Raw genomic sequence first — 22,862 nt, forward strand, 5'->3', positions numbered from 1 at the left:
GTCGACGGGACGCGGCGCGTCTCCCCCACGCCGCGCTCGCGGCCGCCCCCGGCCGACGAAGGGAAACCCGTTTTTTGCCCCGTCCCGAACCAGGCGTATGAACGTACGGCCGATAGCCGACTTAGGTCCCGACGAACGGGCCGCTTTCTTCGACCGCGACGCCGGTGTCGACGCCGTTAGAGACGATGTCAGGGATATTGTCTCGCAGGTCCACGAGGAGGGTGACGTGGCGTTGCGGCGCTTCGCCGAGGAGTTCGACGATGTCTCGGTGGGCAATATCGACGTCACGGACGCCGCCGAGCGAGCCTACGAGGAGGTCGACGACGACGTGCGCGCGGCCATCGAGGACGCCGCGGCGAACATCCGCGCGTTCCACGAGCGACAGGTCCCCGAAGACTGGCGCGACGACTTCGACGGACGGGAACTCGGCCGTCGGTACCGGCCGCTCGATAGCGCTGGTGTGTATGCGCCCGGCGGCACAGCGGCCTACCCTTCGAGCGTGCTGATGGGTGTCATCCCGGCGAAAGTCGCCGGCGTCGAGCACGTCGCCGTCGCCACCCCGCCGGCCGAGGAGGTCAATCCCGTCACGCTGGCGGCTATCCACGTCGCCGGAGCCGACGCCGTCTATCAGGTCGGCGGCGCACAGGCCATCGCGGCGCTCGCCTACGGGACTGAAACCGTCAGCGCGACCGACATTGTCGTTGGCCCCGGCAACCGCTGGGTCACGGCGGCGAAGGCCGAGGTCCGTGGCGACGTTGCCATCGACTTCCTTGCCGGCCCCTCCGAGGTTATGGTCGTCGCCGACGGCGACGCGGACCCGGAACTGGTCGCAGCGGACCTCGTCGCACAGGCCGAACACGACGAGAACGCCTCCGTCGTCGCCGTCACCGACGACGAGACCCTCGCCGAGCAAGTCGTCGAGGCCGTTGACGAGCAGGCCGACGGCCGGGAGCGCGAGGCGGTCATCCGCGCCGCGCTGGACAACGACGCGTCCGGCGTCCTCCTCGCTCGCTCGATGAGCGAGGCTGTCCTCTTCGCCGAGGAGTACGCCGCCGAGCACCTCTCGATTCAGGCCGCCGACGACGAATCGCTCCTCGAACGGATTCCCTCCGCCGGGTCCGTGTTCCTCGGCCCGTACAGCCCTGTTGCGGCCGGCGATTACGCGACCGGGACGAACCACGTCCTGCCGACCGGCGGCAGCGCACGAGTCTCCGGCGGCCTCTCCGTGGACACGTTCGTCCGGTCGACGACGGTCCAGCGACTCTCGAAGGACTCGCTGGACGATATTTCGGACACGATTACAACCCTCGCCGAAGCCGAAGGGCTGGAAGCCCACGCCCAGAGCGTCCGCAAACGGTTCGAGGAGTAACGCGGTTCCCGGTGGCCGTCCGTCTCTGACGCTTGCCACGGTGTTCCACCGGCGTCACTGTTAACACGTTCGGGCGTGGATACTTGTGTATGAGCAGCACAGCGGACGACGGCGACCCGAACCTCGGGGGCGAGGACGTAGCCGTCACCGAGCAGGCAGCGGGAGAGGCACTGGACCTTCTCGAAAGCGAAGGCATGGACGTCGACGAATCCGGGCTCCGCCTGTACGTCCAACAGGGCGGTTGCGCCGGCCTCTCATACGGGATGCGGTTCGAACACGAACCGGAAGACGACGACGAAGTGTTCGAGCGCAACGGGCTTCGCGTGTTCGTCGACGACGCCAGTATCGACTACATCGAAGGGTCAGTACTCGACTATGAGGGCGGCCTGCAAGGGGCCGGGTTCCACGTCCAGAACCCGAACGTGGTCAGCGAATGCGGCTGTGGCGAGTCCTTCCGGACGTAGCTACTCTTCGAGTTCGAACGCTACGACGACCTCGGCCTGATACTCGCGACCTTCGACGCTGGCGATTTCGACGCCGAGTTCTTCCACTTCGACCCATTTGAGATTGTCCAGTGTCGCCTCCGCGCGCTCGATGGCGTCGTCGGCGGCTTTATCGAAGCTTTCCGAACTGGTTCCGATGAGTGTGATCTTTTTGAAAACCATCTGCGTGACATTTGTTCACACACCGATGTGATAAAAGTACGGACAGGTCACTGCGACTGGCGGTTCAACAGTGCCTCGACGTGACCGACAGCGTCGGTGAGATGTGCGGTCCCCCAGATAGCCACAATAATGGCGCCGATACCATCGAAAACGAGATCGAGCATCGTGTCGCTGAGCCCGAACTGTGTCAGAATCGTGTCGTTCCCGGTCGCCGACGCGGCGAGGCTGATCGAGAACTCGATAACCTCCCAGAAGACGCCGAATGCCATCACGAACAGGAGGAGGAACACGAACATGAACCGCGGGGGAATCGAGATCTCATCGGTGTGTTCGTCGAGCGCGCGAACCGTCGTGTACCCGACCGCGGCGACGACCGACGACGAGAGAGCGTGGGTGAAGTGGTCCCACCACCAGATGGTGACATAGAAGTTCTCCTCGGCCCCCGGGAGACCAACGGTTCCGAGTGCATGGAAGAACGCCGCTGAGGTGATCCACAGAGTCAATGCTGGGTCGAGCGCGATGCCGTAGTCCCGTTCCAGCAGCGCCGGGAGTTGCGTGACGAGGATGGCGACGCCCGAATTGACGATGATACCGACGTTGCCTCGCTCGATCCCAACCGCAAGCAGGCCGATGAGTGCGAGTGACAGGGCTCGCGAAAGCCGTTGCTGTGTCGCTGTGCTGATGCTGAAGCGGTCACGGACCCTCATACGTCCGACTGGACCTCCTCGGGGACGCGGCTGATCCCGGCCTGCCGGCGGACGTAGTACGCGAAAACCACGCCGGCACCGATGCCGGCGATAGTCGACGCGACGAACTCCCACATCACCGCTTCCTCGATGACGTGTTCGGACACCGTCGGATCGAGGATGAAGGTGGTCCCGAGAAACTGGTCGGCTACCCAGCGGACGACGGCCCAGACGCCGGCGGTAGCCATCGTGGTTATGGCGACGAAGACGACGGCGAACCGGGGCGTCATCCGGACGGGCGTAAAGAGCTGGAGTTCGACGGCGAGGATGAGCGCGATGGCGGCAACCGAGAGGTAGGTCGCGAGATTGCCGGTCATCGAGAGCGTTGCAAACAGACGGCCAACGACGGGCGACGCCGCAAGCAAGAGGATTTCCCAGGGGAGCATGGCGTCCCGGTTGCGCAATAGAACCGGCGGAAACAGCGCCAGCGCCGCAACGGCCGCCGCGAATCCGGCCCACAACAGGTCGGCCTGAACGGCACTTGTCACCGAAACGGCCGCCAGCATAGCGACGATGCACCACGCCGCGAGGGCGTTGACGCGCCTGTCCCGGAGCAACCGCGCCACGTCTCGGCTCATATTGTCTGGTGAGCCCGGACTGGAAAAACCCTATCGACCGATATCGGCGGGGACTGTTTCAGACAGCCCCATATGCCATGGCGTACGCGAGTGCGGCGATGGTCACCGCTGCCAGCCCCGTCACGACTGTCTCCAGCCAGTCGACACCGTCACTGAAGGGCCGAGTCGGTGCACCGACGACGCCCAGCGCGAGGACGCTGAACACGAAGTGTGCCGACTTTTCGAGCGTCGGTGCGGGCAAGAACAGGACAGCTGCCCCGTAGCCAATTCCCAGCGCTGCCCGGGGACGGACGAGTTCGGTCAGCACGTATCCGCGGAGGTGGGCGTACGTCCACACGGCGAGCCACACCGTCGCGAGTTCGATGGCGAACGCCGCCAGGAGGTGCGTCGTCGGGTCGGGGTGGAGTATCACCCGCTCGGCGACGAGGCTCACGTCGAAGGGGTAGAAGAACGGGGGCGGGCCGCCAGTAAAGAGGTCACCGAACGGGTGGGTAAGCAGTCCCAGTAGGGCCAGCCCGGCCACCGTCCGGGAACTGATGTCGCGTGACTGTGCGACTGTGGCGACACCAAGCACGGCTACGACGAATACGAGCGTCACGAGTCCTGCGACGGGACCGCTAAGTGTGCCCGTGAGAACAGTCAGTGCGACGCCGATGGCCAGCACGAGGGCTCGGCCAGTCCGAGAGTTACTTGCCCAGAGGCCGGCCGCGGCGGCGAGTACGACCCCCAGCACGAGCGAGTGTGTCGGCCCGCGGTGGACGACGTTCGCTGTCTCCCAGAAGCCGTCCGCTGTCAGGTTCTCGGCAGCCCCGACGAGGAGTCCGAAGGGGGCGTAGACGATGTCAACGTCGGGAGTTGCGGCGAACAGGCCGGCCACGACGCCCAACTGGACCGCTCGCTCGCGCGAGAGTCCAAGCCACCACGCGGCGAGGGCTCCGAGGGCGAACGCAAACAGCGCATGCCCGACGAACATACACCGAATATGATGGCGAGAGGCTTAAACACCTCGTGTGAACGGGTAGCGCGGGACTCGCCCTCGTTCAGGACTCGGCGCTGACTTTCGTCCAGCGTTCTTCGATGGCCGCGTTAGCTCTGACGACGGTGTCACCGTCGACACGGAACCGCGTCTTCCGGAGTTCGATGGCGGCCACCTCGCCGGTGGTGTCGCCGGCTTTGACCGTGTCACCGGGGTTGAAGTCGGGGTCGCGGAGGAGATAGACGCCCGCGACGGCGTCCTTTATCATCTCCGAGAGCGCGTACGAGACGCCAAGTGCGAGGAATCCGGTCGCCGTTCCGAGAGATGCGGCGATGGCGGTCAGGCCGACGATAGAGAGGAACGAGAGCGCCACGCCGAACCACAGAAACACGAGTACGATCACCGACAGAAACTGTCGGTACACGGGTGATTCGCCGGGCAGCGACCGCTTCAGAACGGCCTGGACGACGAACATGATTGCCTTGATGCCGACTGCAGCGATGGCGAGAAAGACGAACGCGGTTATAAGCCGCGGGAGTGCGTCGACGACGTTCGTGACTAGCTGTTCGAGTGCTCGATTGATGACACCGACTTGCACGCCGGATGGTGAACGGAGAGACTCCTAAGTGTTGGCGTCAGCCGACATGGCTGTGTCGTCGGGGTGACGAACCACCTCGTAGTCGCCATCTTCGGTGATTTCAATGACGGCCCAGTCATATGATACGTCTAGCCGATTGAGACGGCGGCTGAGGTGTGTTGCCTCGCCAGTGCGTGTGACGAAACAGCGCAGATTGCCGCTCTCTGGTATTGGGTCCTGCGAGTCGAGCACTGAGACCGTGACGACCCGCCAGTCGTGTTCCGCTCGCAGTTCGGTGCCAGTGCGCGACACGGTGTATCCGAGGTCGTCGAATATCGACCGGGCCTGCTCGTCGAGTGATGTGGTAACGGCCCCCATCTGAGAGTTAGTATCATTGGCTATCGCATAAACGTTCCCACTAGCCACCTAGCTGACAGTTCACTGGGACAGACGGCGGCTGCGCTGAGCGGGTGGATCGGTACTGGCAGGGGACCGGTTCTCTGAGCGACTGTCCGACTCACCGAGGCGGTCAGAAGGGAAAACAGTCCGGTCGCCCGGGTCCGCTGTCACTCGTGGGCGGCGTCCCACTCCTCGGCCTTGCGGAGGTTCGAGCAGTCGTTACAGCGGATGCGCCCCATCGAATCCATCGCGTTGTTGAACGTCTCGCAGTTGCTACAGAAATAGCCCCAGCGCCGCTCGCGGTCGGCGTCGCGGTAGACGACGTAAAACGCGCCTTTCGTGCCGATGTCGCCGTCGCTGCGGTCGACATACAGTGTCTCCCCGTCAGGACCGTCGAGTGCGTCCATACGTGATCATGACAGGCCAGCGGCTAAATCACTGCGGAAACCATTAGTGACTGGTTCCCCTGCACTGTGGGTGTGAGTCCCCGGCTGATTCAATACTCTGACGTGGAGAAAGCGTACGACACACCCGAGCGAATCGGTCGATTCGCGGGGACAGTGGCCGCCGCTGATGGCTCGGATGCGCTGGTGGTCGGCACCGGGGACAACACCGGTCCGGGGGTGCTGTCGCTGGTCACCGACGGCGAGCAGTCGCTCGACCTCTTTACCGCGCTGACGCCCGCGTTCGAGACGCTGGGCAACCACGATTTTGACCACGGACTCGATGCGACGCGGGCGATTATGGCACGGTCGCCACAGACGTGGCTGACTGCGAACGTCGAACAGGACGGCGAGCGGTTCGCTCGACGGGTGACCCGACCGTGGGCGAGTCGGGCCGTCGACGGAGTGCAGGTCGGTTTCGTCGGCGTCACCAGCCCGGACACGGCCTCGGCTAATCCACAGGCGACGACGCTGACGTTCACCGACCCTGTCGAGGCCGTCAGCGAAGCGGCCACAGCGCTTCGGAACGACGGGGCGGCCGTCGTCGTCGTGCTCTCACACCTGGGGCGGGCTGACGAGAAACTGGCCCGCGCTTGCGACGTAGACGTAATCCTCGGCGGGCACGTCCACGAGCGCCGTATCGACCGCGTCGCCGGGACGTTGCTCACCAGACCCGGAGCCAACGGCCAGGCCGTTGTCGAGGTGGACCTCACCGGGCCGAAACCGACTGCGCAGTTCCGCGAGGCCGCCGACGGCCCTGTCGACGCCCGACTCGCGGCAGCTATCGAGGACAGACTCTCCGCAGCTGGACTGGACGAAGTCGTTGGGCATGTCGCCGAGCCTCTCGACCGACGGCAGGCGACGACCTACGGCGGCGAGTGTCGGCTCGGCAACCTCGTCGCGGACGCGTACCGGTGGGCGACGGGCGCAGATGTGGCCCTCCAGAACAGCGGCGGTCTCCGGAACGACACGGTTCCGCTCGATGGGGCGCTGACGGTCGCCGATATGATTTCTGTCGTTCCGTTCGAGGAACCGCTGACTGTCGCCGAACTGACGGGCGCGGAGCTCCGGACGCTGTGTCGACAGGGAAGCGGACAACAGGTCGCGTTCGGCGACCAGAGCTGGTGGCACGCTCATTTCAGCGGCGTCGAACTGATCTGGAACGATGAGACACAAACCATCGAGCGACTGCGGGTCGACGGAGAGCCGGTCCGCGACGACGAGACCTACACGCTCGCGACGAGTAACTACCTCTACTACACCGAGCTGGAGTTTCCGGTCCTCACCGAGTCCCACCGGGTCAGCGTCGCCGACGTACAGTACGAAGCGCTGGCCGACTACGTCCGCGAGACGGACATCGACCCGGCGGTCGATGGGAGACTCACTCGCCGCTAGCGATTTAAACCTCGGCACGGTACGTTCGGCCGATGCCACAGGTCGTCGTCCCGGTCAGATACCCGCTCTCGGAGAACTCCCGAGCCACGCTCGCGGAGGCCATTCAGATCGCCGACGAGGAAGACGCGGACCTCACCGTCCTGCATGTAAACCTATACCAGAACAGCCACCGTGTCGACCGGACAGAACTCAAACGTGCCGTCGAGCAGTCGTTCGGCCACGTCCCGCGGACGCGGTACGTCGTCCGGTCGGGGATGCTCGTCGAAGAGACTATTCTCGACGAGGTCGCCGCACAGGACGCCGACATCGTCGTCATCGGGAGCAAACAGGCGAGTCGCTGGCGACAGATGATCCGCCGGCTGGTCGACGACCCCGATGTCGAACAGTTCCTCCGCGAGGAACTCGACTGCGAAATCGTCACCGTCGAGCCGGATGCCCAGTCTAGCCGTCACTCGTCGGCGAGGTCATCAGGGTCCTGATTGGGTGGGACGGGTGAGTCACCGGTGGCCGTACGGGTCCGGTCAATGCCGTCTATGGCATCAAACCCGTTATTGAGTGAGACGTTCATTTCACCGCTGGTGTCGTCGAAGTACAGGTGCGAGTGGGGATAGGCGATCTCGACGTCTGCATCTTCGAGCCGCTGCCAGACGTTTGTCTGGACCTTCGAACGGACAGCGAGCAGTTTGTACGGTTCGGTCACCCAGTACCGGAGTGTCAGCAACACGCCGTGGTCGGCGAAATTGTTGATATACACTGTCGGCGAGGCGGGATATCGGGCCGCACCGACGCGGATGTCCGGCCCGCCGGAGATGACGTTGTCCACTTCCCGGGCCGCCGCTTCGATAAGAGTCCGCGCGACAGCGATGTCGCTTTCGTAGGTGACCAGCACATCGAGGGACAGCCGCGTCCGTGAGTCCTCCGCGGAGTAGTTGACGACATCCCGCTGGCGGATCTCCCCGTTGGGGATGACGAGAAACGTGTTGTCGAGGGTGAACACCTTCGTGTGTCTGAGCGTGATGTCCTCGACGAACCCTTGCTGGCCAGTGTCGGCGAGTTCGATCATATCACCGATTTCGTAGGGCTGGTCGGCCAGCAGGAACACCCCAGAGATATAGCTGCCAAGGATCGGGGCGAGCACGACACCGACCACGGCCGTGAACACGGTGACCGAGAGGGCGATGTCACCCAGTTGGAGGCCGTAGATGTTCAGAATAGTCAGCAACGCGAAGACGTACACGCTGACACGGATGCCGCGCAGAACCGTCCGGGTGAGGCTCGGCCGCCGGAACTGCCGAGCGACGCGTCGACCGAGAAGACGGACGAGAAGACGGGAGACAACGATTGCCAGCCCGATGACAATCAGAGACCGCCCGATGTTCGCCACCCACACCGGAATCGAGAACGGGAGCAACCCACCGATGTCAGTCGCCACTTCTGTCGCCACTTCCGTCGCGGCTTCGGTCGGCGTCGGAGTGGGCGTCTGCAACGGCCAGACAGGGCCAAAACGCATGCCAGGGATTCAACCCCGCCACGAGAAAAGGATTCCCCTCCCGAACTACTTAGCCCTCGCACTCCGACTGACCGACTATGTCTTCCGATGACATTTCGGTGGTCCTCTCAGATGACCGGCAACCGGTCGATACGCTGGTAATCGGTGTCTCTGAGTACGGGCTGGCTGGCCTCACCGCCGTCGATTATCTCGCCGACCAAGACTCGATGCACAAGGTCGGCCACCTGCGGACGACGGAACCGCCGTTCATCACGCCCTTCGAGAACGGGACCCCGAGACACCACACGCGGCTGTACGCGGACGAGGCAGCGTCGTTTGCCGTCGTCGTGGGTGAGCGGTTCGTACCGCCGGCCCAGGCTGGAGCGCTCGCCGCGGCAATCACGACTGCTGGGAGAAAACTAGATGCTTCGAACATGACGATGCTCACCGGCGCTCCCGTCGCACACGGCCCGGAAGACCACGTTCCGTTCTACATCGCAACGCCAGCGTACCGGGACTCGTATCTCGACGACACCGACATCAGGCCGATGGGGAACGGATTTCTCGATGGACTGAGTGCGGAGCTAGTCGCGCGAGGCATTGATGAGTCGTTTCCGACCGGCGTGTTTACGACGCCGACTCACCCGCAAGCGCCCGACGCGGCCGCCGCAATCAGACTGCTCACCGCGCTGGGAGCGGCCCACGCAATCGACATCGACACCGGGCCGCTGGAAGCCTTCGCCGCGAACATCGAAGCCCACTACCAGGCGCTCGCAGAGCGGATGGAGGCGGCCGATTCCGAGCAGTTCATAGATGACCGAATGTACATGTAAAGGACAATATCTGGAACAAATATCCACAATCTGGGGAATTTAAACTATGGTAATTCCACATCGTGCGTGAACAATCAAACATTCTGTCGACACATTTTTCAGCCTACAACCCGTTCTTTTCCTTGATGACCTCCACCGAAATCTACACGACCAGCGCGGTCGATTCAGACCCCCCACCACAGACACGGTCCAAGACATCGCTGTTCTGTCCCGACTGTGGGCACGAGAGCGCAGTGACTGGCGACTGGACAGCCAAAGCAACCGAGAACAGTTTGGAGCTCCGGTGTCCGGACTGTGACGCCGTCGTCCAGCAGCGGTAGACTACGTACTTACCTCTCGTCATCTGTAGACGAGGAACGACTGGCGTTCTCAGCAGTCGGATTCACCCTGATGAACTCAGCAGCGAGATACACCACTGCGCCAGTGGCCAGTATGAGCAAGTAGCTCGCTTCTGAGGCACTCTGCAGGCTCACTCCAACAGTGGCAAGCGTTACAACAAGTACCGCGGTACACCGACGGATCGTCTGGCGGAGGAGGGCAGTGTCGTCCATACGTGGCTTCTTCACTGCCAGCAACAAGAATCTTCGACCTCGCTTTTCGGTACTAGAACCCGCCCTGCTGGCTCTCGAACGAACGTACAGCGCCCCGTCTCAGTACTCGTGGATCCCGTCGTCAGTGACGACCGTATCCAGCAGCTGCGTCGGCGTCGCGTCGTAGGCCGGGTTTGCGACCTCGAATCCGTCTGCGGGCTCCCGGAGTACTTCCGACGGCGACCGAATCTCGTTCTCGAAGGCGAAGGCCCCGTCGACGTATTTCGCGGCAGCCCCGACCACCGTTACCGGAACGTCGTTGTCCGCCGCCGCCGTCACAATCGGATACGTGCCGATGCGGTTGTACAGCGTGTCGTCGACGATGCAGTCCATGCCGACGAGCACGCGATCGACCTCTGACATGAAGTGGCCGGCGGCGCTGTCGACGATGAGCGTCACGTCAACCCCGTCCCGGTCGGAGAGATGGCGCGTCATCTTTCGGCCGAGGAAGCGCGGTCGTGACTCCGTAACGTACACCTCGAAGCTGTGGCCGGCTTCGATAGCATCGTCGATGGCCGCAAGGACCGTCGAGGAGAAGTCATGTGTCAACAGCACGTCGTCATCGGCAATCTCCGAGACGGCGCGTGCAGCGGCGCGGTCTTTCGACGACTCGACCGAGTCGATAACGTCGTCGATCGCCTCGTTCGTCAGTTCCTTGGCGGCCGCCACGTCGTCGGGCTCCGCATCTGAGACGGTGTTCACGATCCGGTGCTGGGTCGTGTGGAGGGAAGCATGCGAGGGGTTCGCTCGTCGGAGGGCGCTGCTGTTCCGGTCGAGCGAACGGAGGTAGTCATCGACCGTCGGGTATTCCCTGTCAGTCAGGTCCCGGAGCGCCTGGGCGGCTTTGACTGCGACCACGGAGGAACTGTGGGTCTGCATCTCCGAGATCTCTTTGACAGTCTCGTCTATCATACCGGTGGCTGTGAGTTGGACCGATATGTGTCTTCCCCTCGCCGTCGAACAGCATTTAACGCCGTCTCACATTAGGGGTGATAGACGCCTATGGGACGGCTCAGCACTGACACGGTCGGGATGACAGAGGGCATCGGCGTCGCCGTACTCGTCGGAATGACGCTACTCGTGACGGCGATTGTCGGGCTGAACGTCCTCGTCATCGAGGACGATGGCAGCGGCCCGCAGGCGAACTTCAGCTACGACTACGTCGAGGACAACGAACTGCTCATCGTCACACACGAACGCGGCGACGAGTTCAAAGCCGGGAACGTCGAATTCGAAGGGCCGAGCCAGACAGTTACCTGGGCCCAAGTGGCGAGCCGCGAGCCCGACGCGATGATCGGCCCGGGCGACATCGCACAGTTGAGCAGCGGCAACGCCTACGGGCGGCGCGTAGGCGCTCGTGACACGATCACGATATACCACAACGCGAGCGGGAATCGGACTCAGTTGGACCAGTGGGACGGCGCGAACTGACCTGCGGGACTGCTGTGGCCTGCTCAGTCAGCCGACACGACGGTCTCCCGGTCGCTCTGTGCCGGTCGACCGAACCAGTCATCGAACGAGAGCGGCCCAGCACCCATCGTGAACACCGCCGAGGCCATCCCGAACAGCGTGATGTGCGCGAGTACCGGGTCGTCCGGGAGTCCGAACAGCGTCGTGGTAAACAGGACAAAGGACACGGCCGCGGCCCCGCGAGTCATGAAGCCGAGTATCAACACCAGTCCGACCAGCATCTCGGTCAGGCCGGCCCCGAGCACCCACATCCCGGGGTCGACGGGGACGACGGCAGTGAGGTCGTACTTTTCTACGACCAGAAGCGCCTGACCGGGTTCGGCGAGCTTCTGGAACAGTCCGAGATAGATGAACGTCACACCCATGCCGATCCGGACGATGACCGGGACGTACTCGCGGTACGGTGCCGTCGCCGAGTCGAGAAAAGCCTTGAGGTAGTGGACCGGGTCGACGCGGCCGTAGTAGGTCCCGTCAGTGCTGGCGACCTGCTGGAGCATATGGTCCGCGCTCGGGCGACCACCGCCAAGAATCAATAGCGCCAGAAACGCCGGCACGTACTCCATAGCGAGAATGACGCCGAGGTCGACGCTCAGCGCCCAGCCGTAGGTCATTAGCCCGACCGCCGTGACGATACGGGTCGCGAGTCCGAACAAGAGCGTGAAACCCAACCCGATGAACAGGATGCGGACAGCCGGGCTCGTGGCGGGGTCAAACGTCACTGTCGGGGCGAACAGATACCCCTGAAAACCGGCACCGACGAGTGGCAGTCCAACGCTGAGTCGGAGCATCCACGGGACGAGGTCCGCGTAGCCGACGAGTACGTCCCGGAGGATGACGATGTCCGCAATCGTCGGCCGGACCCGGAGATACGCTACGAGGCCGACAGTCACGGCCACGCCCGAGACGCCGAAAACCGCCGCGTTCACCGGATTAGACAGCACGGATATCGCAAACGCTACCGCGTCAAGGGCCTCGCCCGGCCCGTCCGTCACGTAGTCGACGTGTGCCGCCGCGGGTCGCGACAGGAGAGCGAGCGTGAGGACGGCGGTGCCGATAAAACTCGGTACGCGTGTGTCCATACCTGAGAATTCGTGTGCTATCCACCTAACCCTGTTCGTCCGGTTCGCGGCGCTGGGCGTTGAGATACCCCTCTCTGTAGGCGGTGGAATTATATCCACGCCTCTACTACTTATACGGCAGTGAGCGTCAATATCGAGACACAGATCGTCGAACGCGGGGACGACGAACACGTCGACGCGGCGTGGCGGCTCAAGGAGGACATCCGCGAGGCTGACGGCGTCCTCCGGCAGCGACGGGGGTTCTTTCGTGACGCCTACCGACGGTCGACCACCTATCTCTACATCGACCGCTCCAGAGACCGCCTCATCGGCTTCGCCGCGGTTCGACGCGACGGCTACATTCTCTTTCTCGCAGTCGACGACGAGTACAGGGGCCACGGCTTCGGCAAGCGACTCGTCGCTCGCGTCGCCGAGGACTACGGCAGCGTGACCTGCCACGCCCGGGCGACGAATCGGGAGGCACTCGGCTTCTACAAACACATCGGCTTCGAGATTACACGGCGCATCGACAACTACTACGAGGACGGCGGCGACGCATACTACCTCAAACTTGGAGAGGACTCGATTACGGACAAACTGTCGAAGTTCCTGCGCGGTTAAGCGAACGCTTTTCAAGGGACCTCCCCAAGCAGGTAGCCGATGGAAGAGCGGACCCGCGCGTACCTCCGTGGCCGGTTCGGCGACCACTACCGCCAGGCATCCGTAACGCCGCCGCCGGCCGCAAACGAACGCGAATGGGGGTTCATCCCGTGGACTGAGGGCCCCGGCGAGACGATGGTCCGCCATCGCTCGCTGCTGGACCTCGGCGAAATTGAGGACTTCCTCGGCCGGCGGAAGCCCCGCCACGTCTACTTCTCCGCGGGCCGCTACGACGAACCGAGCGCCTCCACCATGTCCGAGAAGGGCTGGCGCTCCTCGGACCTCGTGTTCGACCTCGACGCCGACCACCTGCCCAGCGTCGTGCTGGGCGAGGACAGCTACGCCGAGATGCTCGAAAAGTGCAAGGACGCGCTGTTGCGGCTGCTCGACTTCCTGGAGGACGACTTCGGCTTCGAGGACCTGACGGTCGTCTTCTCCGGCGGTCGCGGCTACCACGTCCACGTCCGCGACGAGCGCATCCGCCACCTCGAACGGGACGCGCGCCGGGAAATCGTCGACTACGTCCGCGGCATCGGGCTGGAGTTCGACGAACTCGTCGACGAGGAGGCCGTCGCCGGCACGGCTGGCCGGTCCAGCCCGGCCCAGAAGCGGACGCTCTCGACGGAAGGCGGCTGGAGCGCTCGCGCCCACCGCCACATGCTCGCCGTCGTCGACGACCTGCTAGCGATGGAGGAGGCCGACGCGCTGGACCGACTGCAGGAGTACGACGGCATCGGCGAGGGGAAGGCGACGGCGGCGCTGAACGCCGCCCGGTCGAACTACGAGCAACTGGAGGCCGGCAACATCGACGTGCATCCGGCGTTCTACCAGTTGGCGAAGATTCTGCTCCACGAGGTCGTCGCGGCGGACAACGCGCCGATAGACGAGCCGGTGACAACGGACACGAACCGACTCATCCGCCTGCCTGGCTCGCTACACGGCGGCAGCGGGCTGGAAGTCCAGCGTATCGACCGCGAGGACCTCGACGCGTTCGACCCGCTGGTCGACCCCGTCCCGGAGACGTTCCGAGGTCACGACATCACCGTCGAGGTGACCGACGGCGGGCTTGTCGAACTGGATGGCGATAGCTTTACACTGGAGGCGGGTAATCAGACTGTACCAGAGCACGTGGGCGTGTTTCTCATGGCCCGCGGGCGTGCCGAGAAGGGGAAGGAATGAACGTAGACGAGCTCCAGTCCGTCCAATCGCGCGAACGCCAGACAGATCAGCTTCAGCAGCTGCGCGAGACGTTCTACGAGGACGCCGGACAGTTCATTCAACAGCTCCGGACCGAGCGCGAGCGCGCGGCCGAGCGCGCCGAGGACCCGTTCGACTCCCCCGAGGTCAACCGCCTGACCGACGACATCAAGACCGCAGAACAGACTGTCGAGGCCGTCTACGAGCGCCGCGTCGGCAAGATAGTCAAGATGGCGTCACTGGCCGCGGCGGACATGCCGACCGAGGACGACGGCCTCACGCGGGAGGAGCGGGACCTGTTCGAAACGATGGTCGATGCTATCGAATCCAATCGGGGTCACGTCCTTGACGTGATCGCCGGCGAGGCCCCGACCGGCGCGGTCGGCGACGAGCCGAAATCCGATGAGCGACAGGCCTCCGATCCGGAGCCACACCAGACGGCGAACGAACCGGCAGCCAATGAGTCCGAGCCGGTATCGACACCGGACTCGGGCGTCGACGCGGCTGACATGATGGGCAGCGGCGGAGACCAGTCGCCGCCAGCGGCGGACTCCGACCCACCGACGCCGCCGCCCGAGCTAGACACGGACAGCAATCCCACTGCCGCCGGACAGTCCAACCCGGCGGACGTGCCGGCCGAAGACGACGTTCCGGTCCCACCGGCCGAAGCCGGCGCTGAGTCCGACCCCGAACCGGGAACGGACCCGACACAGGCCGACGGCGGCCGGCAGTCACCAGGCGGTTCTGATACGTCCGGGGCCGCCGACGTGGACCGACGAACGGTGCGCATTACGGACGACGTGGGCGAGATATTCGGCGTCGACCAGCGCGAGTACGACCTCTCGACCGACGACGTGGTGACGCTGCCAGCCGACAACGCTGACCCGCTGGTCGAACAGGACGCTGCCGAGCCGTTAGAGTAAGCCGGCCGGTGGAAGGAACTGGCCGCTGTACGAAGCGCCGCCCGACGAACTGCTTCGTGGCGGCGATGGGCTATTTATATTGAGTCGTCAAGCTGATACGTATGAACACGCACGTCCGAATCGTCGTTGCCTTGCTTCTCGGTGCACTCGTGTTCGCAGTCACAACCGTCGCAGTGACCGCCGGCTTCGAACCGGGGATAGAGTTCTCGCTGCTCATCGGGTTCCCTGTGGGCGTTTCAGCCGGTCTGACGGCGCTGTTTGCCGGCTACGTCCTGCTGTGGTACCGCGACCTGGCGGCCGCGGGTACGGTCTCCGAGCGCGCGGTTCGCCTTCGACTGGCCGCGCTGGCGACCGTCGCTGACTTATTCGTCGTTACTGCGGCCGGCGTTACCATCTACACACTCGCGGATGGCAGTACAGGTATCGGACTGCTGGTCGCGGGACTCCCGGTGACACTGCCGCTGGCCGCCGTCGTCGGGTATCTCACCGCCGGTCGCAGGCGTCGCGGACAGGGTTGGTTCCGAACGTAGTGACGCGCGCTGCCACAACCGCTGAACCGGCCTACGGCTCTGGTCTGGTTCCGAGCGTGAGTGCGACTGTCTCCTGTGCCCCGTCGCGCTCGACCAGAACGTCGACCGTCTCGCCGGGACTGGTCTCCAGTGCGAGGAAGCTTCCGAGCGCCTGTCGCGTCGGCGTCGGGGTGTCGCCCATCTGCCTGACCACGTCACCGCCAGTGGGAATCGCCGCCCCCGAAATCATCGTCTCCCCGTCACTTCCCTGCAGAACGCCCGCCGCCGGGCCGCCCTCAAGGATGCTGTCGATGTACACGCCAGAGGCTGGGTCTAGGTCGTTTGCCTCGGCGAGTCGGGGCGACACGCCCCGGAGGCCAACACCCATATACGGGTGATCGTAGTCGCCGGTCTGGATGAGCGACGGCACGACACGCTGAGTCAGCGGGGCCGAGATGGCGAATGCGACGTTGTCGCCGCCGCCCGAATTGATGACGCCGAGTACGTCGCCGTCTAGCGTGACCAATGGTCCGCCGCTGTTGCCTGGGTTGACGGGGGCGTCGGTCTGGACCGCGTCTGCGATGGAGAAGTTGTTCGCGCTCTGGAGCGTGCGGTCGACGCCGCTGACGATACCCGCAGACACTGACCCGGACAGCCCGAACGGGTTCCCGATAGCGACGACTTCGGTCCCGACGGTGGGCTCAGTCTTGGCAAACGAGAGTGGTGTCACGGTCGGCGTCGCACCGACACGGAGGACCGCAAGGTCGCTGTACACGTCCGCACCGACCACGGAGGCGGAGCGCCAGCCGGTGTCTGCGAAGCGGACGTAGTATTCGTCTCCGCCCGCGACGACGTGTTCGTTCGTGACGATATGCTCGTCATCGATGAGGAAGCCGCTCCCCTGCCCACCACGGGCGTCTTCGGCATACACCCTGATCGAGACGACGGCATCGGCTACCTCTTGATACACGTCGGTGTAGACGCTGTCGGACTGCGCGACCGCGTCGGCTGACTCCGACTGACCCCCGGTATCACCGCCCGAGTCGCTGCCGGTCCCGGGACTCTGACAGCCAGCCGTGGCCGCGACAGCTGTCCCGAGGGCTCCCAGCATCGCCCGGCGGGTGAGAGACTGTTTCATACTGGAGCGTGGGTCTGGGCTGCGAAAAAGGCACGGTCAGGGCTATTTATCGGAATCGGAGTGCTTGATTGCTGTGGGCTGTGGCTTTCAGTTTGACCCGGAGAGCGGGCACAAACTACAATCGTCCCGATAGCATACGGGGGCGCATGGCAGAGGATTCATCGGGAACGAACACGCCGACACCGGGGTTCCTGTTACCCGGACTGCGATGCGGTGTCGAGATGGCACTTGTCGGAACGATCGTGTTGCTCATCGGCCTCCCGACTGAGGAACCGATACGGCTTGGAATCGTCTTCCTGTCGGCGCTACTGGCGATGACTGTCGTACTGTTCTGGGCCGTCGGTCGACACATGCGGCGCTGGATCCGGTACGCACAGGGGAAACCGACGCGGACGACACCGTTCGAGTGAGTGGCGGCCGGCAATGCCAGCTACACGGTCGATACTGGCTGGGTTAATAATATAACCGCACTTATTTATTAACAAATCCCAGTTTATGGGCCAGATTTAGCAGCTGGATTAATAAGATCGGGTAGCCTAGCACCGGTAATGACGGAGTCCGACAGCTGTTCGGATGGTGGTGCGTGTGTCGGCGCGGGTGACGACGGTCCTCCGACAGTGACAGACAGAGAACGGACGCGGCAGGTCGCACAGCTGTCCGTCCCGGAGATGGACTGTCCCTCCTGTGCGGGCAAGGTGGAGTCGAGCGTCCGCGAACTCCCCGGTATCAAGACTATCGATCCGCAGATAGCGGCGGGACGACTCATCGTCGAGTACGACGAAGCCGAGACGGATTTAGCTGCGATCACGGGACGCGTCGAAGCAGCGGGCTACACCGTCGCAGACGACGGCGGTGAGACGCTGCGGCTCAGTGTTCCGGAGATGGACTGTGCCTCCTGTGCCGGGAAGGTTGAGAGCGCGCTCGGCGGGGTCGACGGCATCAGAAGCGCCGACACACGCCCGACCACCGGGACGGTCGTTGTCACGTATGACCGCGACGCGGCGACGGAGCGGGACCTCGTGACGGCTATTGAGAGCGCCGGCTACGAGGTCACGGAGACGGCGGGGGAGGACGACACGGGGACCGGACAGTCGGACGAGAACGACTCGATCTGGACCAGTTCACGGGCGCTGAAGACGTGGGTCAGCGGCGTGTTCGTCGCCTTGGGCCTCGTTTTCTTTCTGGAGTTCTTGCTGCCCGGCGCGAACGCGCAAGTCGGCAGCGCTCTGGGGACGCCGCTGTACGTCGACGACGTTCTGTTTCTCATCGCGGTAGCGACGGGCGGTCAAGAAATCCTGCGCGGGGGCTACTACTCCCTGAAAAACCGGAATCTGGACATCGACCTGCTGATGTCCATCGCCATTCTGGGCGCGCTTACTGCCAGCTTGGCTTTCGGCGAGGCGCTGTACTTTGAAGCCGCGACGCTCGCGTTCCTGTTCAGCGTCGCGGAACTGCTGGAACGCTACTCAATGGACCGCGCGCGGAACTCGCTGGAAGAACTGATGGACCTCTCGCCCGACGAGGCGACAGTTCTGCAGGACGGCGAGGAGACGACAGTCCCCGTCGACGAGGTACAGGTCGGCGATGTCGTCGTCATCAGGCCCGGCGAAAAGATTCCGATGGACGGCGAGGTCGTCGATGGGACCAGCGCAGTCAATCAGGCTCCGATCACCGGCGAGAGCGTCCCGGTCGACAAGACCGAAGGTGACGAGGTGTACGCCGGGACGATCAACGAGGAGGGGTATCTGGAAGTGCAGGTCACAGCGGCGGCCAGCGACAACACCCTCTCGCGCATCGTCAAGATGGTCGAGGACGCCCAGTCGAACAAGACCGAGCGCGAGCAGTTCGTCGAGCGCTTCTCGGCGTACTACACGCCGGTCGTCGTCGCCTTCGCCGTCCTCGTGACGCTGGCGTCCCCTACCGTATTCGGCGTAGCGTGGTCGACCGCCGTCGTGCACGGGCTGACGCTGCTGGTGCTGGCCTGTCCCTGCGCGTTCGTCATCTCGACGCCTGTCTCAGTCGTCTCCGGCATCACCAGCGCCGCGAAGAACGGCGTTCTCATCAAGGGCGGGAACCACCTCGAAGCGATGGGCGCGGTCGACGTGGTCGCCTTCGACAAGACCGGCACGCTGACGAAAGGCGAACTGACCGTCACCGACGTGATTCCGCTGAACGGGAACACCGAGGACGAGGTCCTTCGGTGTGCCCGTGGGCTCGAACAGCGGAGCGAACACCCCATTGGCGAGGCCATCGTCGCAGAGGCGGGAACGACCGGCGTCGAGAGCGCCGACGTCGATGACTTCGAGAGCATCACTGGGAAAGGCGTCCGTGCAGACCTCGACGGGACGCCCCACTACGCCGGGAAACCGGGCCTGTTCGAGGAGCTCGGCTTCGACCTCTCGCATGTCCACGCGACCACCGATGGCGGTGTTGTCACCAAAACGACCCAGCAGCTCTGTGAGCGCAACAACTGTCTGGACTTGCTGGAAGATGCCGTGCCTGAACTTCAGGCCGAAGGAAAGACGGTCGTCATCGTCGGGACAGAAGACGAGATCGAGGGTATCATCGCCGTCGCCGACGAGGTGCGCCCGGAGGCAAGAGCCGCCATCGCCCGGCTCCGCGACCTCGGCGTCGAGCGGACGGTGATGCTCACCGGCGACAATGAGCGAACGGCAGGGGCTATCGCCCGGGAAGTCGGCGTCGACGAATACCAGGCCGAACTCTTGCCTGACGAGAAAGTCGCCGCTATCGAGGACCTCGTCGAGGAGCACGACGGCGTGGCGATGGTCGGCGACGGCATCAACGACGCGCCGGCGCTGGCGAGCGCGACTGTGGGAGTCGCCATGGGAGCAGCCGGCACGGACACGGCGCTTGAAACGGCTGATATCGCCCTCATGAGCGACGACCTCTCGAAACTCCCGTACCTGTACGAACTGGCGAACGACGCCAACGGCGTCATCCGGCAGAACATCTGGGCCAGCCTGGCGGTCAAAGCTGGCCTCGCCGTCGCTGTTCCGTTCGGTCTCGTTCCCATCTGGGCGGCCGTGCTCGCGGGCGACGCCGGGATGACGACGGCCGTGACCGGGAACGCGATGCGGCTCTCACGGGTCCGGCCGGAAAGCGGTGTCGACGAGCCGTAAGTTCGTTCGGCTCTGCCGTTTGGCGCCCACTCACTGTAATATTAAGTAGACGCCGCGAGTAGCGTGCATCCGGTATGGAACTCACATGGTACGGCCATTCGACGTGGCACGTGACAGTCGACGACACCGAGTTGCTCATCGATCCGTTCTTCGATAACCCCAAGACGGATACGGACCCCGAGGAACTGGACCCCGATTACGTGCTGTTGACCCACGGCCACGCGGACCACATTGGCGACGTGGACCGCTACGAGGGCAGTGGGCTCGTGGCGACGCCGGAAGTCGTCGAGTACTGCGAGGACAACTTCGGCGACTTCGACGCCGTCGGCGGCATGGGGATGAACCTCGGCGGCACCGTCGAAATCGGCGACGCCTTCGTCACGATGCACCGGGCCGACCACACCAACGGCATGGACACCAGCTACGGCACCAGCGGCGGGATGCCGGGCGGGTTCATCATCTCAGATACGAAGCCGACGCAGGTCAGCGACGCAGAGTCGACGACGTTCTACCACGCCGGCGACACCGGCCTCATGACGGAGATGCGCGACGTCATCGGGCCGTTCCTCGAACCGGACGCCGCGGCGGTTCCGGTCGGCGACCACTTCACCATGGGACCGATGCAGGCCGCCGTCGCCGTCGACTGGCTGGACGTCGACCACGCGTTCCCGATGCACTACGACACGTTCCCGCCTATCGAAATCGACACACAGGACTTCGTCAACGAGGTGGCGGGCACCGGCAGTGACGCCGAGGTCCACGTCCTCGACGGCGACGAGACTTTCGAACTCTAGTCCGGTCGTTCCACGTCGGTCACGGTGAACCGCGCGCCGCCCGCCTCGCTGTCATCGACGGACAGCGACCAGCCGTGTTCTTTTGCGATCCGGTTGGCGATGTAGAGTCCGAACCCACTGTTTTGCTTCTCTGATGCGTATCCCGCCTCGAACACCCGCTCCGGCGGCGAGACGTCGACGCCGGGCCCATCGTCCGCGACGAAGAACCCCGAAGACGTGGCACCGACCCGAATCGCCACGTCCGGCCCGCCGTGTTCGACGGCGTTCGAGAGCAGGATTTCGAGAAACAGGCGCATTGATTCCGGGTCCGCCAACAGCCGCCTGTCTGATGTTACTTCGAGCGACGCGGCTTCGAGCGACAGCGAACTCCATACGTCCCAGGCGACCGTCGAGAGCCACTGTTGCTCGGGTTCGAACTCCGGCGAGTCGCTCGACGCCAGCGAGACGACTTTATCGACGATACTGGAGAGTCGGTCGATGGACTCCTCCACAGCGCCAATGTGCTCGTCGTCGGCCTCAATCTGCGAGAGGTGGCCGGTCGACACCTGGAGTTCGTTTCGGAGTTCGTGTGCGGCCAGCAGTGCCACCTTCCGGAGACGTTCGTTCTGCTGTCTGAGAAGACGTTCGCGTTCCTTCTGGTCGGTGATGTCCTGTGTGATCCCAATAAGGCCGGCCAGCTCGTCAGTTTCGTCGTACCATGGGACCTTCGATGTCCGGAGGTGCTTTCCCATCGACGGCGAGAACTCGTGGATGTCGAGGATGTCGGTCTCGTCGTTGATGACCTGTAAGTCGTCACCGCGCGCCGCATCCAGATACGTCGCCCCCGCGGGGAGCCCATCTTCGTCCCGCCGGCCGAGCAGTTCCGGGGGCGCGTACGAGGAATCGTTGAGCAGCAAATACTGCCTGTCAGTGTCTTTTACGTACAGGTGTTCGGAGTTCCGTTCGAACATCGTGGCGAGAATCGTCTCCGGCCGGGAAGCCGGCCGTGCGGCCATTGTCTCACTGTTTTCGAGCGCCTCACCGACTGCGGCTGCCAGTTCCGGCGACCCAAGGTCGTCGTCGGCGACCGCCTGAATGTGCTCTCCACGGTCTGCCTCAGAGCCGTACATGATTACTGGGAGGGTCGGGTAGAGACCGGTAGCCGCCTCCGCCAGATGTCCGCCGGCCATACCCTCACACGTCACCGGAACGACGAGGCAGTCAACCGCAGTACGTAGCAGTGTCGTATCGACGCATTCGGGCTCGGTCGTCTCAACCGTGGCGTCGATTGCTGCCTGTTCAAGTGCCGCCTGTAACCGCTTCCCGGCAGCAGTCTCGGCGGTGATGAGGAGGACGGTCGGCGGGGACATCAACACGCCCACGGTTTGTACTGGGATTGTAAATAGGTTTAGTAGTCATGATGAAAATAAAATATGACGTAGTAGCGGGATGCGCTCCCACGACTTATATCGGACACTGCCGTCCGCAGCGACCGGCCGCCGTCTGAATCGTCCCGGCAACTGCGCTCAGTGGCCGCTATACGGCAATAACACATCACGGGGGCTATTTCCCGCCCAGAGAGCTGTACGGTAGTCGACGAGTGCCGTCGATAGAAACAGTCCATAACCGGTTATGATGCCCAGATGAAATGTTTCACAACACCCGAGTATCCGGACGGCGTATAGTCAGGTGTGTCCGAAACGTACGTGTGTGCCCGATGCCAGGCCGGCGTCGAGCGGGACTTCGAGGTTCGGTCGATAATCAAGACCTGCGATGACTGTGGCGAGAACGGACGGTTCCTCCACAGGTCGCTGGTCGAGTCGCTCGCTGAGATTGCCGCGGAGAATCGGCCAGACGGCTGGGAGCAGATGACGCTTGACGAGCGGTTCGAAGCGGCACTGAAAGAAGGGCTTATCACGGTCACGCGGACGTGA

The 22,862-nt window shown here is 63.8% G+C and carries 28 protein-coding genes; 15 read left to right on the plus strand and 13 right to left on the minus strand.

The genetic code is table 11. The features are described 5' to 3' along the window. Positions 1-97 precede the first annotated feature (97 nt). Positions 98-1,369 carry a histidinol dehydrogenase gene (hisD, locus tag DVK01_RS10930; RefSeq protein ID WP_101349661.1) on the plus strand — a complete coding sequence of 424 codons (1,272 nt, stop codon included), beginning with the start codon at positions 98-100 and terminating at the stop codon, positions 1,367-1,369. An 89-nt stretch (positions 1,370-1,458) separates the two neighbouring features. Beyond that, positions 1,459-1,833, plus strand: a complete 375-nt coding sequence (locus tag DVK01_RS10935) for an iron-sulfur cluster assembly accessory protein (protein ID WP_004593334.1) — start codon at positions 1,459-1,461, stop codon at positions 1,831-1,833. On the opposite strand, the gene DVK01_RS10940 is transcribed toward DVK01_RS10935, so the two are convergent. The 7 genes from DVK01_RS10940 to DVK01_RS10970 form a co-directional block, all read right to left on the minus strand. Continuing rightward, positions 1,834-2,034: a dodecin gene (locus DVK01_RS10940; protein WP_004516608.1), complete on the minus strand. Its 201-nt coding sequence runs from the start codon at positions 2,032-2,034 to the stop codon at positions 1,834-1,836. Between the two features lie 47 nt (positions 2,035-2,081). Then, positions 2,082-2,741 carry a hypothetical protein gene (locus tag DVK01_RS10945; protein ID WP_101349662.1) on the minus strand — a complete coding sequence of 220 codons (660 nt, stop codon included), beginning with the start codon at positions 2,739-2,741 and terminating at the stop codon, positions 2,082-2,084. Beyond that, positions 2,738-3,358, minus strand: a complete 621-nt coding sequence (locus DVK01_RS10950; protein WP_101349663.1) for a hypothetical protein — start codon at positions 3,356-3,358, stop codon at positions 2,738-2,740. The genes DVK01_RS10945 and DVK01_RS10950 overlap by 4 nt, the downstream gene beginning before the upstream one ends. 58 nt (positions 3,359-3,416) lie before the next feature. Then, complete coding sequence (locus DVK01_RS10955) at positions 3,417-4,331, minus strand: metal-dependent hydrolase (RefSeq protein ID WP_121536667.1); 915 nt, start codon at positions 4,329-4,331, stop codon at positions 3,417-3,419. 67 nt (positions 4,332-4,398) lie between these two features. Next, positions 4,399-4,932: a mechanosensitive ion channel domain-containing protein gene (locus DVK01_RS10960; RefSeq protein ID WP_101349665.1), complete on the minus strand. Its 534-nt coding sequence runs from the start codon at positions 4,930-4,932 to the stop codon at positions 4,399-4,401. A 24-nt stretch (positions 4,933-4,956) separates the two neighbouring features. Further along, positions 4,957-5,289, minus strand: a complete 333-nt coding sequence (locus DVK01_RS10965) for a hypothetical protein (protein ID WP_101349666.1) — start codon at positions 5,287-5,289, stop codon at positions 4,957-4,959. A gap of 188 nt (positions 5,290-5,477) precedes the next feature. After that, positions 5,478-5,717, minus strand: a complete 240-nt coding sequence (locus tag DVK01_RS10970) for a DUF5816 domain-containing protein (protein ID WP_004516602.1) — start codon at positions 5,715-5,717, stop codon at positions 5,478-5,480. 72 nt (positions 5,718-5,789) lie between these two features. Between DVK01_RS10970 and DVK01_RS10975 the strand changes: the two genes are divergently transcribed. After that, the gene (locus tag DVK01_RS10975; RefSeq protein WP_101349667.1) at positions 5,790-7,148 is read left to right on the plus strand and encodes a bifunctional UDP-sugar hydrolase/5'-nucleotidase; all 1,359 of its coding nucleotides are present in this window, start codon (positions 5,790-5,792) and stop codon (positions 7,146-7,148) included. Positions 7,149-7,180: 32 nt separating this feature from the next. Continuing rightward, complete coding sequence (locus DVK01_RS10980) at positions 7,181-7,627, plus strand: universal stress protein (protein ID WP_101349668.1); 447 nt, start codon at positions 7,181-7,183, stop codon at positions 7,625-7,627. Here DVK01_RS10980 and DVK01_RS10985 read toward each other — a convergent pair. Continuing rightward, entirely contained in the window at positions 7,597-8,658 is a 1,062-nt protein-coding gene (locus DVK01_RS10985; RefSeq protein WP_121536669.1) for a mechanosensitive ion channel family protein, read from the minus strand. The genes DVK01_RS10980 and DVK01_RS10985 overlap by 31 nt on opposite strands. Positions 8,659-8,735: 77 nt before the next feature. Here DVK01_RS10985 and DVK01_RS10990 point away from each other — a divergent pair, with 77 nt between their 5' ends. Beyond that, positions 8,736-9,470 carry a proteasome assembly chaperone family protein gene (locus tag DVK01_RS10990; RefSeq protein WP_121536671.1) on the plus strand — a complete coding sequence of 245 codons (735 nt, stop codon included), beginning with the start codon at positions 8,736-8,738 and terminating at the stop codon, positions 9,468-9,470. Positions 9,471-9,595: 125 nt separating this feature from the next. Further along, positions 9,596-9,790, plus strand: coding sequence for a hypothetical protein (locus tag DVK01_RS10995; RefSeq protein WP_101349671.1), 195 nt, complete (start codon positions 9,596-9,598; stop codon positions 9,788-9,790). 9 nt (positions 9,791-9,799) lie between these two features. Here DVK01_RS10995 and DVK01_RS11000 read toward each other — a convergent pair whose 3' ends face one another. Both DVK01_RS11000 and DVK01_RS11005 read right to left on the minus strand, forming a co-directional pair. Further along, positions 9,800-10,021 carry a hypothetical protein gene (locus DVK01_RS11000; protein WP_101349672.1) on the minus strand — a complete coding sequence of 74 codons (222 nt, stop codon included), beginning with the start codon at positions 10,019-10,021 and terminating at the stop codon, positions 9,800-9,802. 99 nt (positions 10,022-10,120) lie between these two features. Beyond that, positions 10,121-10,972, minus strand: a complete 852-nt coding sequence (locus tag DVK01_RS11005; protein ID WP_121536673.1) for a translation initiation factor eIF-2B — start codon at positions 10,970-10,972, stop codon at positions 10,121-10,123. Positions 10,973-11,062: 90 nt separating this feature from the next. Here DVK01_RS11005 and DVK01_RS11010 point away from each other — a divergent pair, with 90 nt between their 5' ends. After that, on the plus strand, positions 11,063-11,491 hold the full coding sequence (locus DVK01_RS11010) for a type IV pilin (RefSeq protein ID WP_121536675.1): 429 nt from the start codon (positions 11,063-11,065) through the stop codon (positions 11,489-11,491). 23 nt (positions 11,492-11,514) lie between these two features. Here the strand turns inward: DVK01_RS11010 and DVK01_RS11015 are convergent, their stop codons facing one another. After that, a complete protein-coding gene (locus DVK01_RS11015; protein WP_121536677.1) occupies positions 11,515-12,609 on the minus strand; it encodes a DoxX family protein in 1,095 nt (364 codons plus the stop codon). A 120-nt stretch (positions 12,610-12,729) separates the two neighbouring features. On the opposite strand from DVK01_RS11015, the gene DVK01_RS11020 reads away from it, so the two are divergent. From DVK01_RS11020 to DVK01_RS11035, 4 genes are all read left to right on the plus strand, one after another. After that, positions 12,730-13,209, plus strand: a complete 480-nt coding sequence (locus tag DVK01_RS11020; RefSeq protein ID WP_004516592.1) for an N-acetyltransferase — start codon at positions 12,730-12,732, stop codon at positions 13,207-13,209. A 39-nt stretch (positions 13,210-13,248) separates the two neighbouring features. Then, positions 13,249-14,427: a DNA primase small subunit PriS gene (gene priS, locus DVK01_RS11025; protein ID WP_101349676.1), complete on the plus strand. Its 1,179-nt coding sequence runs from the start codon at positions 13,249-13,251 to the stop codon at positions 14,425-14,427. Beyond that, a complete protein-coding gene (locus DVK01_RS11030; protein WP_121536679.1) occupies positions 14,424-15,368 on the plus strand; it encodes a DNA replication complex GINS family protein in 945 nt (314 codons plus the stop codon). Before priS ends, DVK01_RS11030 begins: the two co-directional genes overlap by 4 nt. Positions 15,369-15,469: 101 nt before the next feature. Further along, a complete protein-coding gene (locus DVK01_RS11035; protein ID WP_101349678.1) occupies positions 15,470-15,898 on the plus strand; it encodes a hypothetical protein in 429 nt (142 codons plus the stop codon). A 31-nt stretch (positions 15,899-15,929) separates the two neighbouring features. Here DVK01_RS11035 and DVK01_RS11040 read toward each other — a convergent pair whose 3' ends face one another. Next, complete coding sequence (locus DVK01_RS11040; protein ID WP_121536681.1) at positions 15,930-17,015, minus strand: S1C family serine protease; 1,086 nt, start codon at positions 17,013-17,015, stop codon at positions 15,930-15,932. Between the two features lie 146 nt (positions 17,016-17,161). On the opposite strand from DVK01_RS11040, the gene DVK01_RS11045 reads away from it, so the two are divergent. The 3 genes from DVK01_RS11045 (at position 17,162) to DVK01_RS11055 (ending at position 20,949) form a co-directional block, all read left to right on the plus strand. Continuing rightward, on the plus strand, positions 17,162-17,425 hold the full coding sequence (locus DVK01_RS11045; protein ID WP_053968458.1) for a hypothetical protein: 264 nt from the start codon (positions 17,162-17,164) through the stop codon (positions 17,423-17,425). A gap of 138 nt (positions 17,426-17,563) precedes the next feature. Continuing rightward, positions 17,564-20,155, plus strand: coding sequence for a heavy metal translocating P-type ATPase (locus DVK01_RS11050; protein ID WP_121536683.1), 2,592 nt, complete (start codon positions 17,564-17,566; stop codon positions 20,153-20,155). 74 nt (positions 20,156-20,229) lie between these two features. Further along, a complete protein-coding gene (locus tag DVK01_RS11055; RefSeq protein ID WP_101349681.1) occupies positions 20,230-20,949 on the plus strand; it encodes a metal-dependent hydrolase in 720 nt (239 codons plus the stop codon). Here DVK01_RS11055 and DVK01_RS11060 read toward each other — a convergent pair. Then, positions 20,946-22,298 (minus strand): hybrid sensor histidine kinase/response regulator, encoded by a 1,353-nt coding sequence (locus tag DVK01_RS11060; protein ID WP_101349682.1) that lies wholly within the window; start codon positions 22,296-22,298, stop codon positions 20,946-20,948. The genes DVK01_RS11055 and DVK01_RS11060 overlap by 4 nt on opposite strands. A gap of 321 nt (positions 22,299-22,619) precedes the next feature. Here DVK01_RS11060 and DVK01_RS11065 point away from each other — a divergent pair, with 321 nt between their 5' ends. Continuing rightward, positions 22,620-22,862: a hypothetical protein gene (locus DVK01_RS11065; protein ID WP_053968454.1), complete on the plus strand. Its 243-nt coding sequence runs from the start codon at positions 22,620-22,622 to the stop codon at positions 22,860-22,862.

The organism is Haloarcula sp. Atlit-120R (genome assembly GCF_003665885.1).
Classification (GTDB): Archaea; Halobacteriota; Halobacteria; order Halobacteriales; family Haloarculaceae; genus Haloarcula; species Haloarcula taiwanensis.

Excerpts from the sequence above, each read along its gene's own strand:
- hisD (WP_101349661.1), top strand. The coding sequence starts at position 98 with ATGAACGTACGGCCGATAGCCGACTTAGGTCCCGACGAACGGGCCGCT.
- DVK01_RS10935 (WP_004593334.1), top strand. The coding sequence starts at position 1,459 with ATGAGCAGCACAGCGGACGACGGCGACCCGAACCTCGGGGGCGAGGAC.
- DVK01_RS10940 (WP_004516608.1), bottom strand. The coding sequence starts at position 2,034 with ATGGTTTTCAAAAAGATCACACTCATCGGAACCAGTTCGGAAAGCTTC.
- DVK01_RS10945 (WP_101349662.1), bottom strand. The coding sequence starts at position 2,741 with ATGAGGGTCCGTGACCGCTTCAGCATCAGCACAGCGACACAGCAACGG.
- DVK01_RS10950 (WP_101349663.1), bottom strand. The coding sequence starts at position 3,358 with ATGAGCCGAGACGTGGCGCGGTTGCTCCGGGACAGGCGCGTCAACGCC.
- DVK01_RS10955 (WP_121536667.1), bottom strand. The coding sequence starts at position 4,331 with ATGTTCGTCGGGCATGCGCTGTTTGCGTTCGCCCTCGGAGCCCTCGCC.
- DVK01_RS10965 (WP_101349666.1), bottom strand. The coding sequence starts at position 5,289 with ATGGGGGCCGTTACCACATCACTCGACGAGCAGGCCCGGTCGATATTC.
- DVK01_RS10970 (WP_004516602.1), bottom strand. The coding sequence starts at position 5,717 with ATGGACGCACTCGACGGTCCTGACGGGGAGACACTGTATGTCGACCGC.
- DVK01_RS10980 (WP_101349668.1), top strand. The coding sequence starts at position 7,181 with ATGCCACAGGTCGTCGTCCCGGTCAGATACCCGCTCTCGGAGAACTCC.
- DVK01_RS10985 (WP_121536669.1), bottom strand. The coding sequence starts at position 8,658 with ATGCGTTTTGGCCCTGTCTGGCCGTTGCAGACGCCCACTCCGACGCCG.
- DVK01_RS10990 (WP_121536671.1), top strand. The coding sequence starts at position 8,736 with ATGTCTTCCGATGACATTTCGGTGGTCCTCTCAGATGACCGGCAACCG.
- DVK01_RS10995 (WP_101349671.1), top strand. The coding sequence starts at position 9,596 with ATGACCTCCACCGAAATCTACACGACCAGCGCGGTCGATTCAGACCCC.
- DVK01_RS11000 (WP_101349672.1), bottom strand. The coding sequence starts at position 10,021 with ATGGACGACACTGCCCTCCTCCGCCAGACGATCCGTCGGTGTACCGCG.
- DVK01_RS11005 (WP_121536673.1), bottom strand. The coding sequence starts at position 10,972 with ATGATAGACGAGACTGTCAAAGAGATCTCGGAGATGCAGACCCACAGT.
- DVK01_RS11010 (WP_121536675.1), top strand. The coding sequence starts at position 11,063 with ATGGGACGGCTCAGCACTGACACGGTCGGGATGACAGAGGGCATCGGC.
- DVK01_RS11015 (WP_121536677.1), bottom strand. The coding sequence starts at position 12,609 with ATGGACACACGCGTACCGAGTTTTATCGGCACCGCCGTCCTCACGCTC.
- priS (WP_101349676.1), top strand. The coding sequence starts at position 13,249 with ATGGAAGAGCGGACCCGCGCGTACCTCCGTGGCCGGTTCGGCGACCAC.
- DVK01_RS11030 (WP_121536679.1), top strand. The coding sequence starts at position 14,424 with ATGAACGTAGACGAGCTCCAGTCCGTCCAATCGCGCGAACGCCAGACA.
- DVK01_RS11035 (WP_101349678.1), top strand. The coding sequence starts at position 15,470 with ATGAACACGCACGTCCGAATCGTCGTTGCCTTGCTTCTCGGTGCACTC.
- DVK01_RS11040 (WP_121536681.1), bottom strand. The coding sequence starts at position 17,015 with ATGAAACAGTCTCTCACCCGCCGGGCGATGCTGGGAGCCCTCGGGACA.
- DVK01_RS11045 (WP_053968458.1), top strand. The coding sequence starts at position 17,162 with ATGGCAGAGGATTCATCGGGAACGAACACGCCGACACCGGGGTTCCTG.
- DVK01_RS11050 (WP_121536683.1), top strand. The coding sequence starts at position 17,564 with ATGACGGAGTCCGACAGCTGTTCGGATGGTGGTGCGTGTGTCGGCGCG.
- DVK01_RS11055 (WP_101349681.1), top strand. The coding sequence starts at position 20,230 with ATGGAACTCACATGGTACGGCCATTCGACGTGGCACGTGACAGTCGAC.
- DVK01_RS11060 (WP_101349682.1), bottom strand. The coding sequence starts at position 22,298 with ATGTCCCCGCCGACCGTCCTCCTCATCACCGCCGAGACTGCTGCCGGG.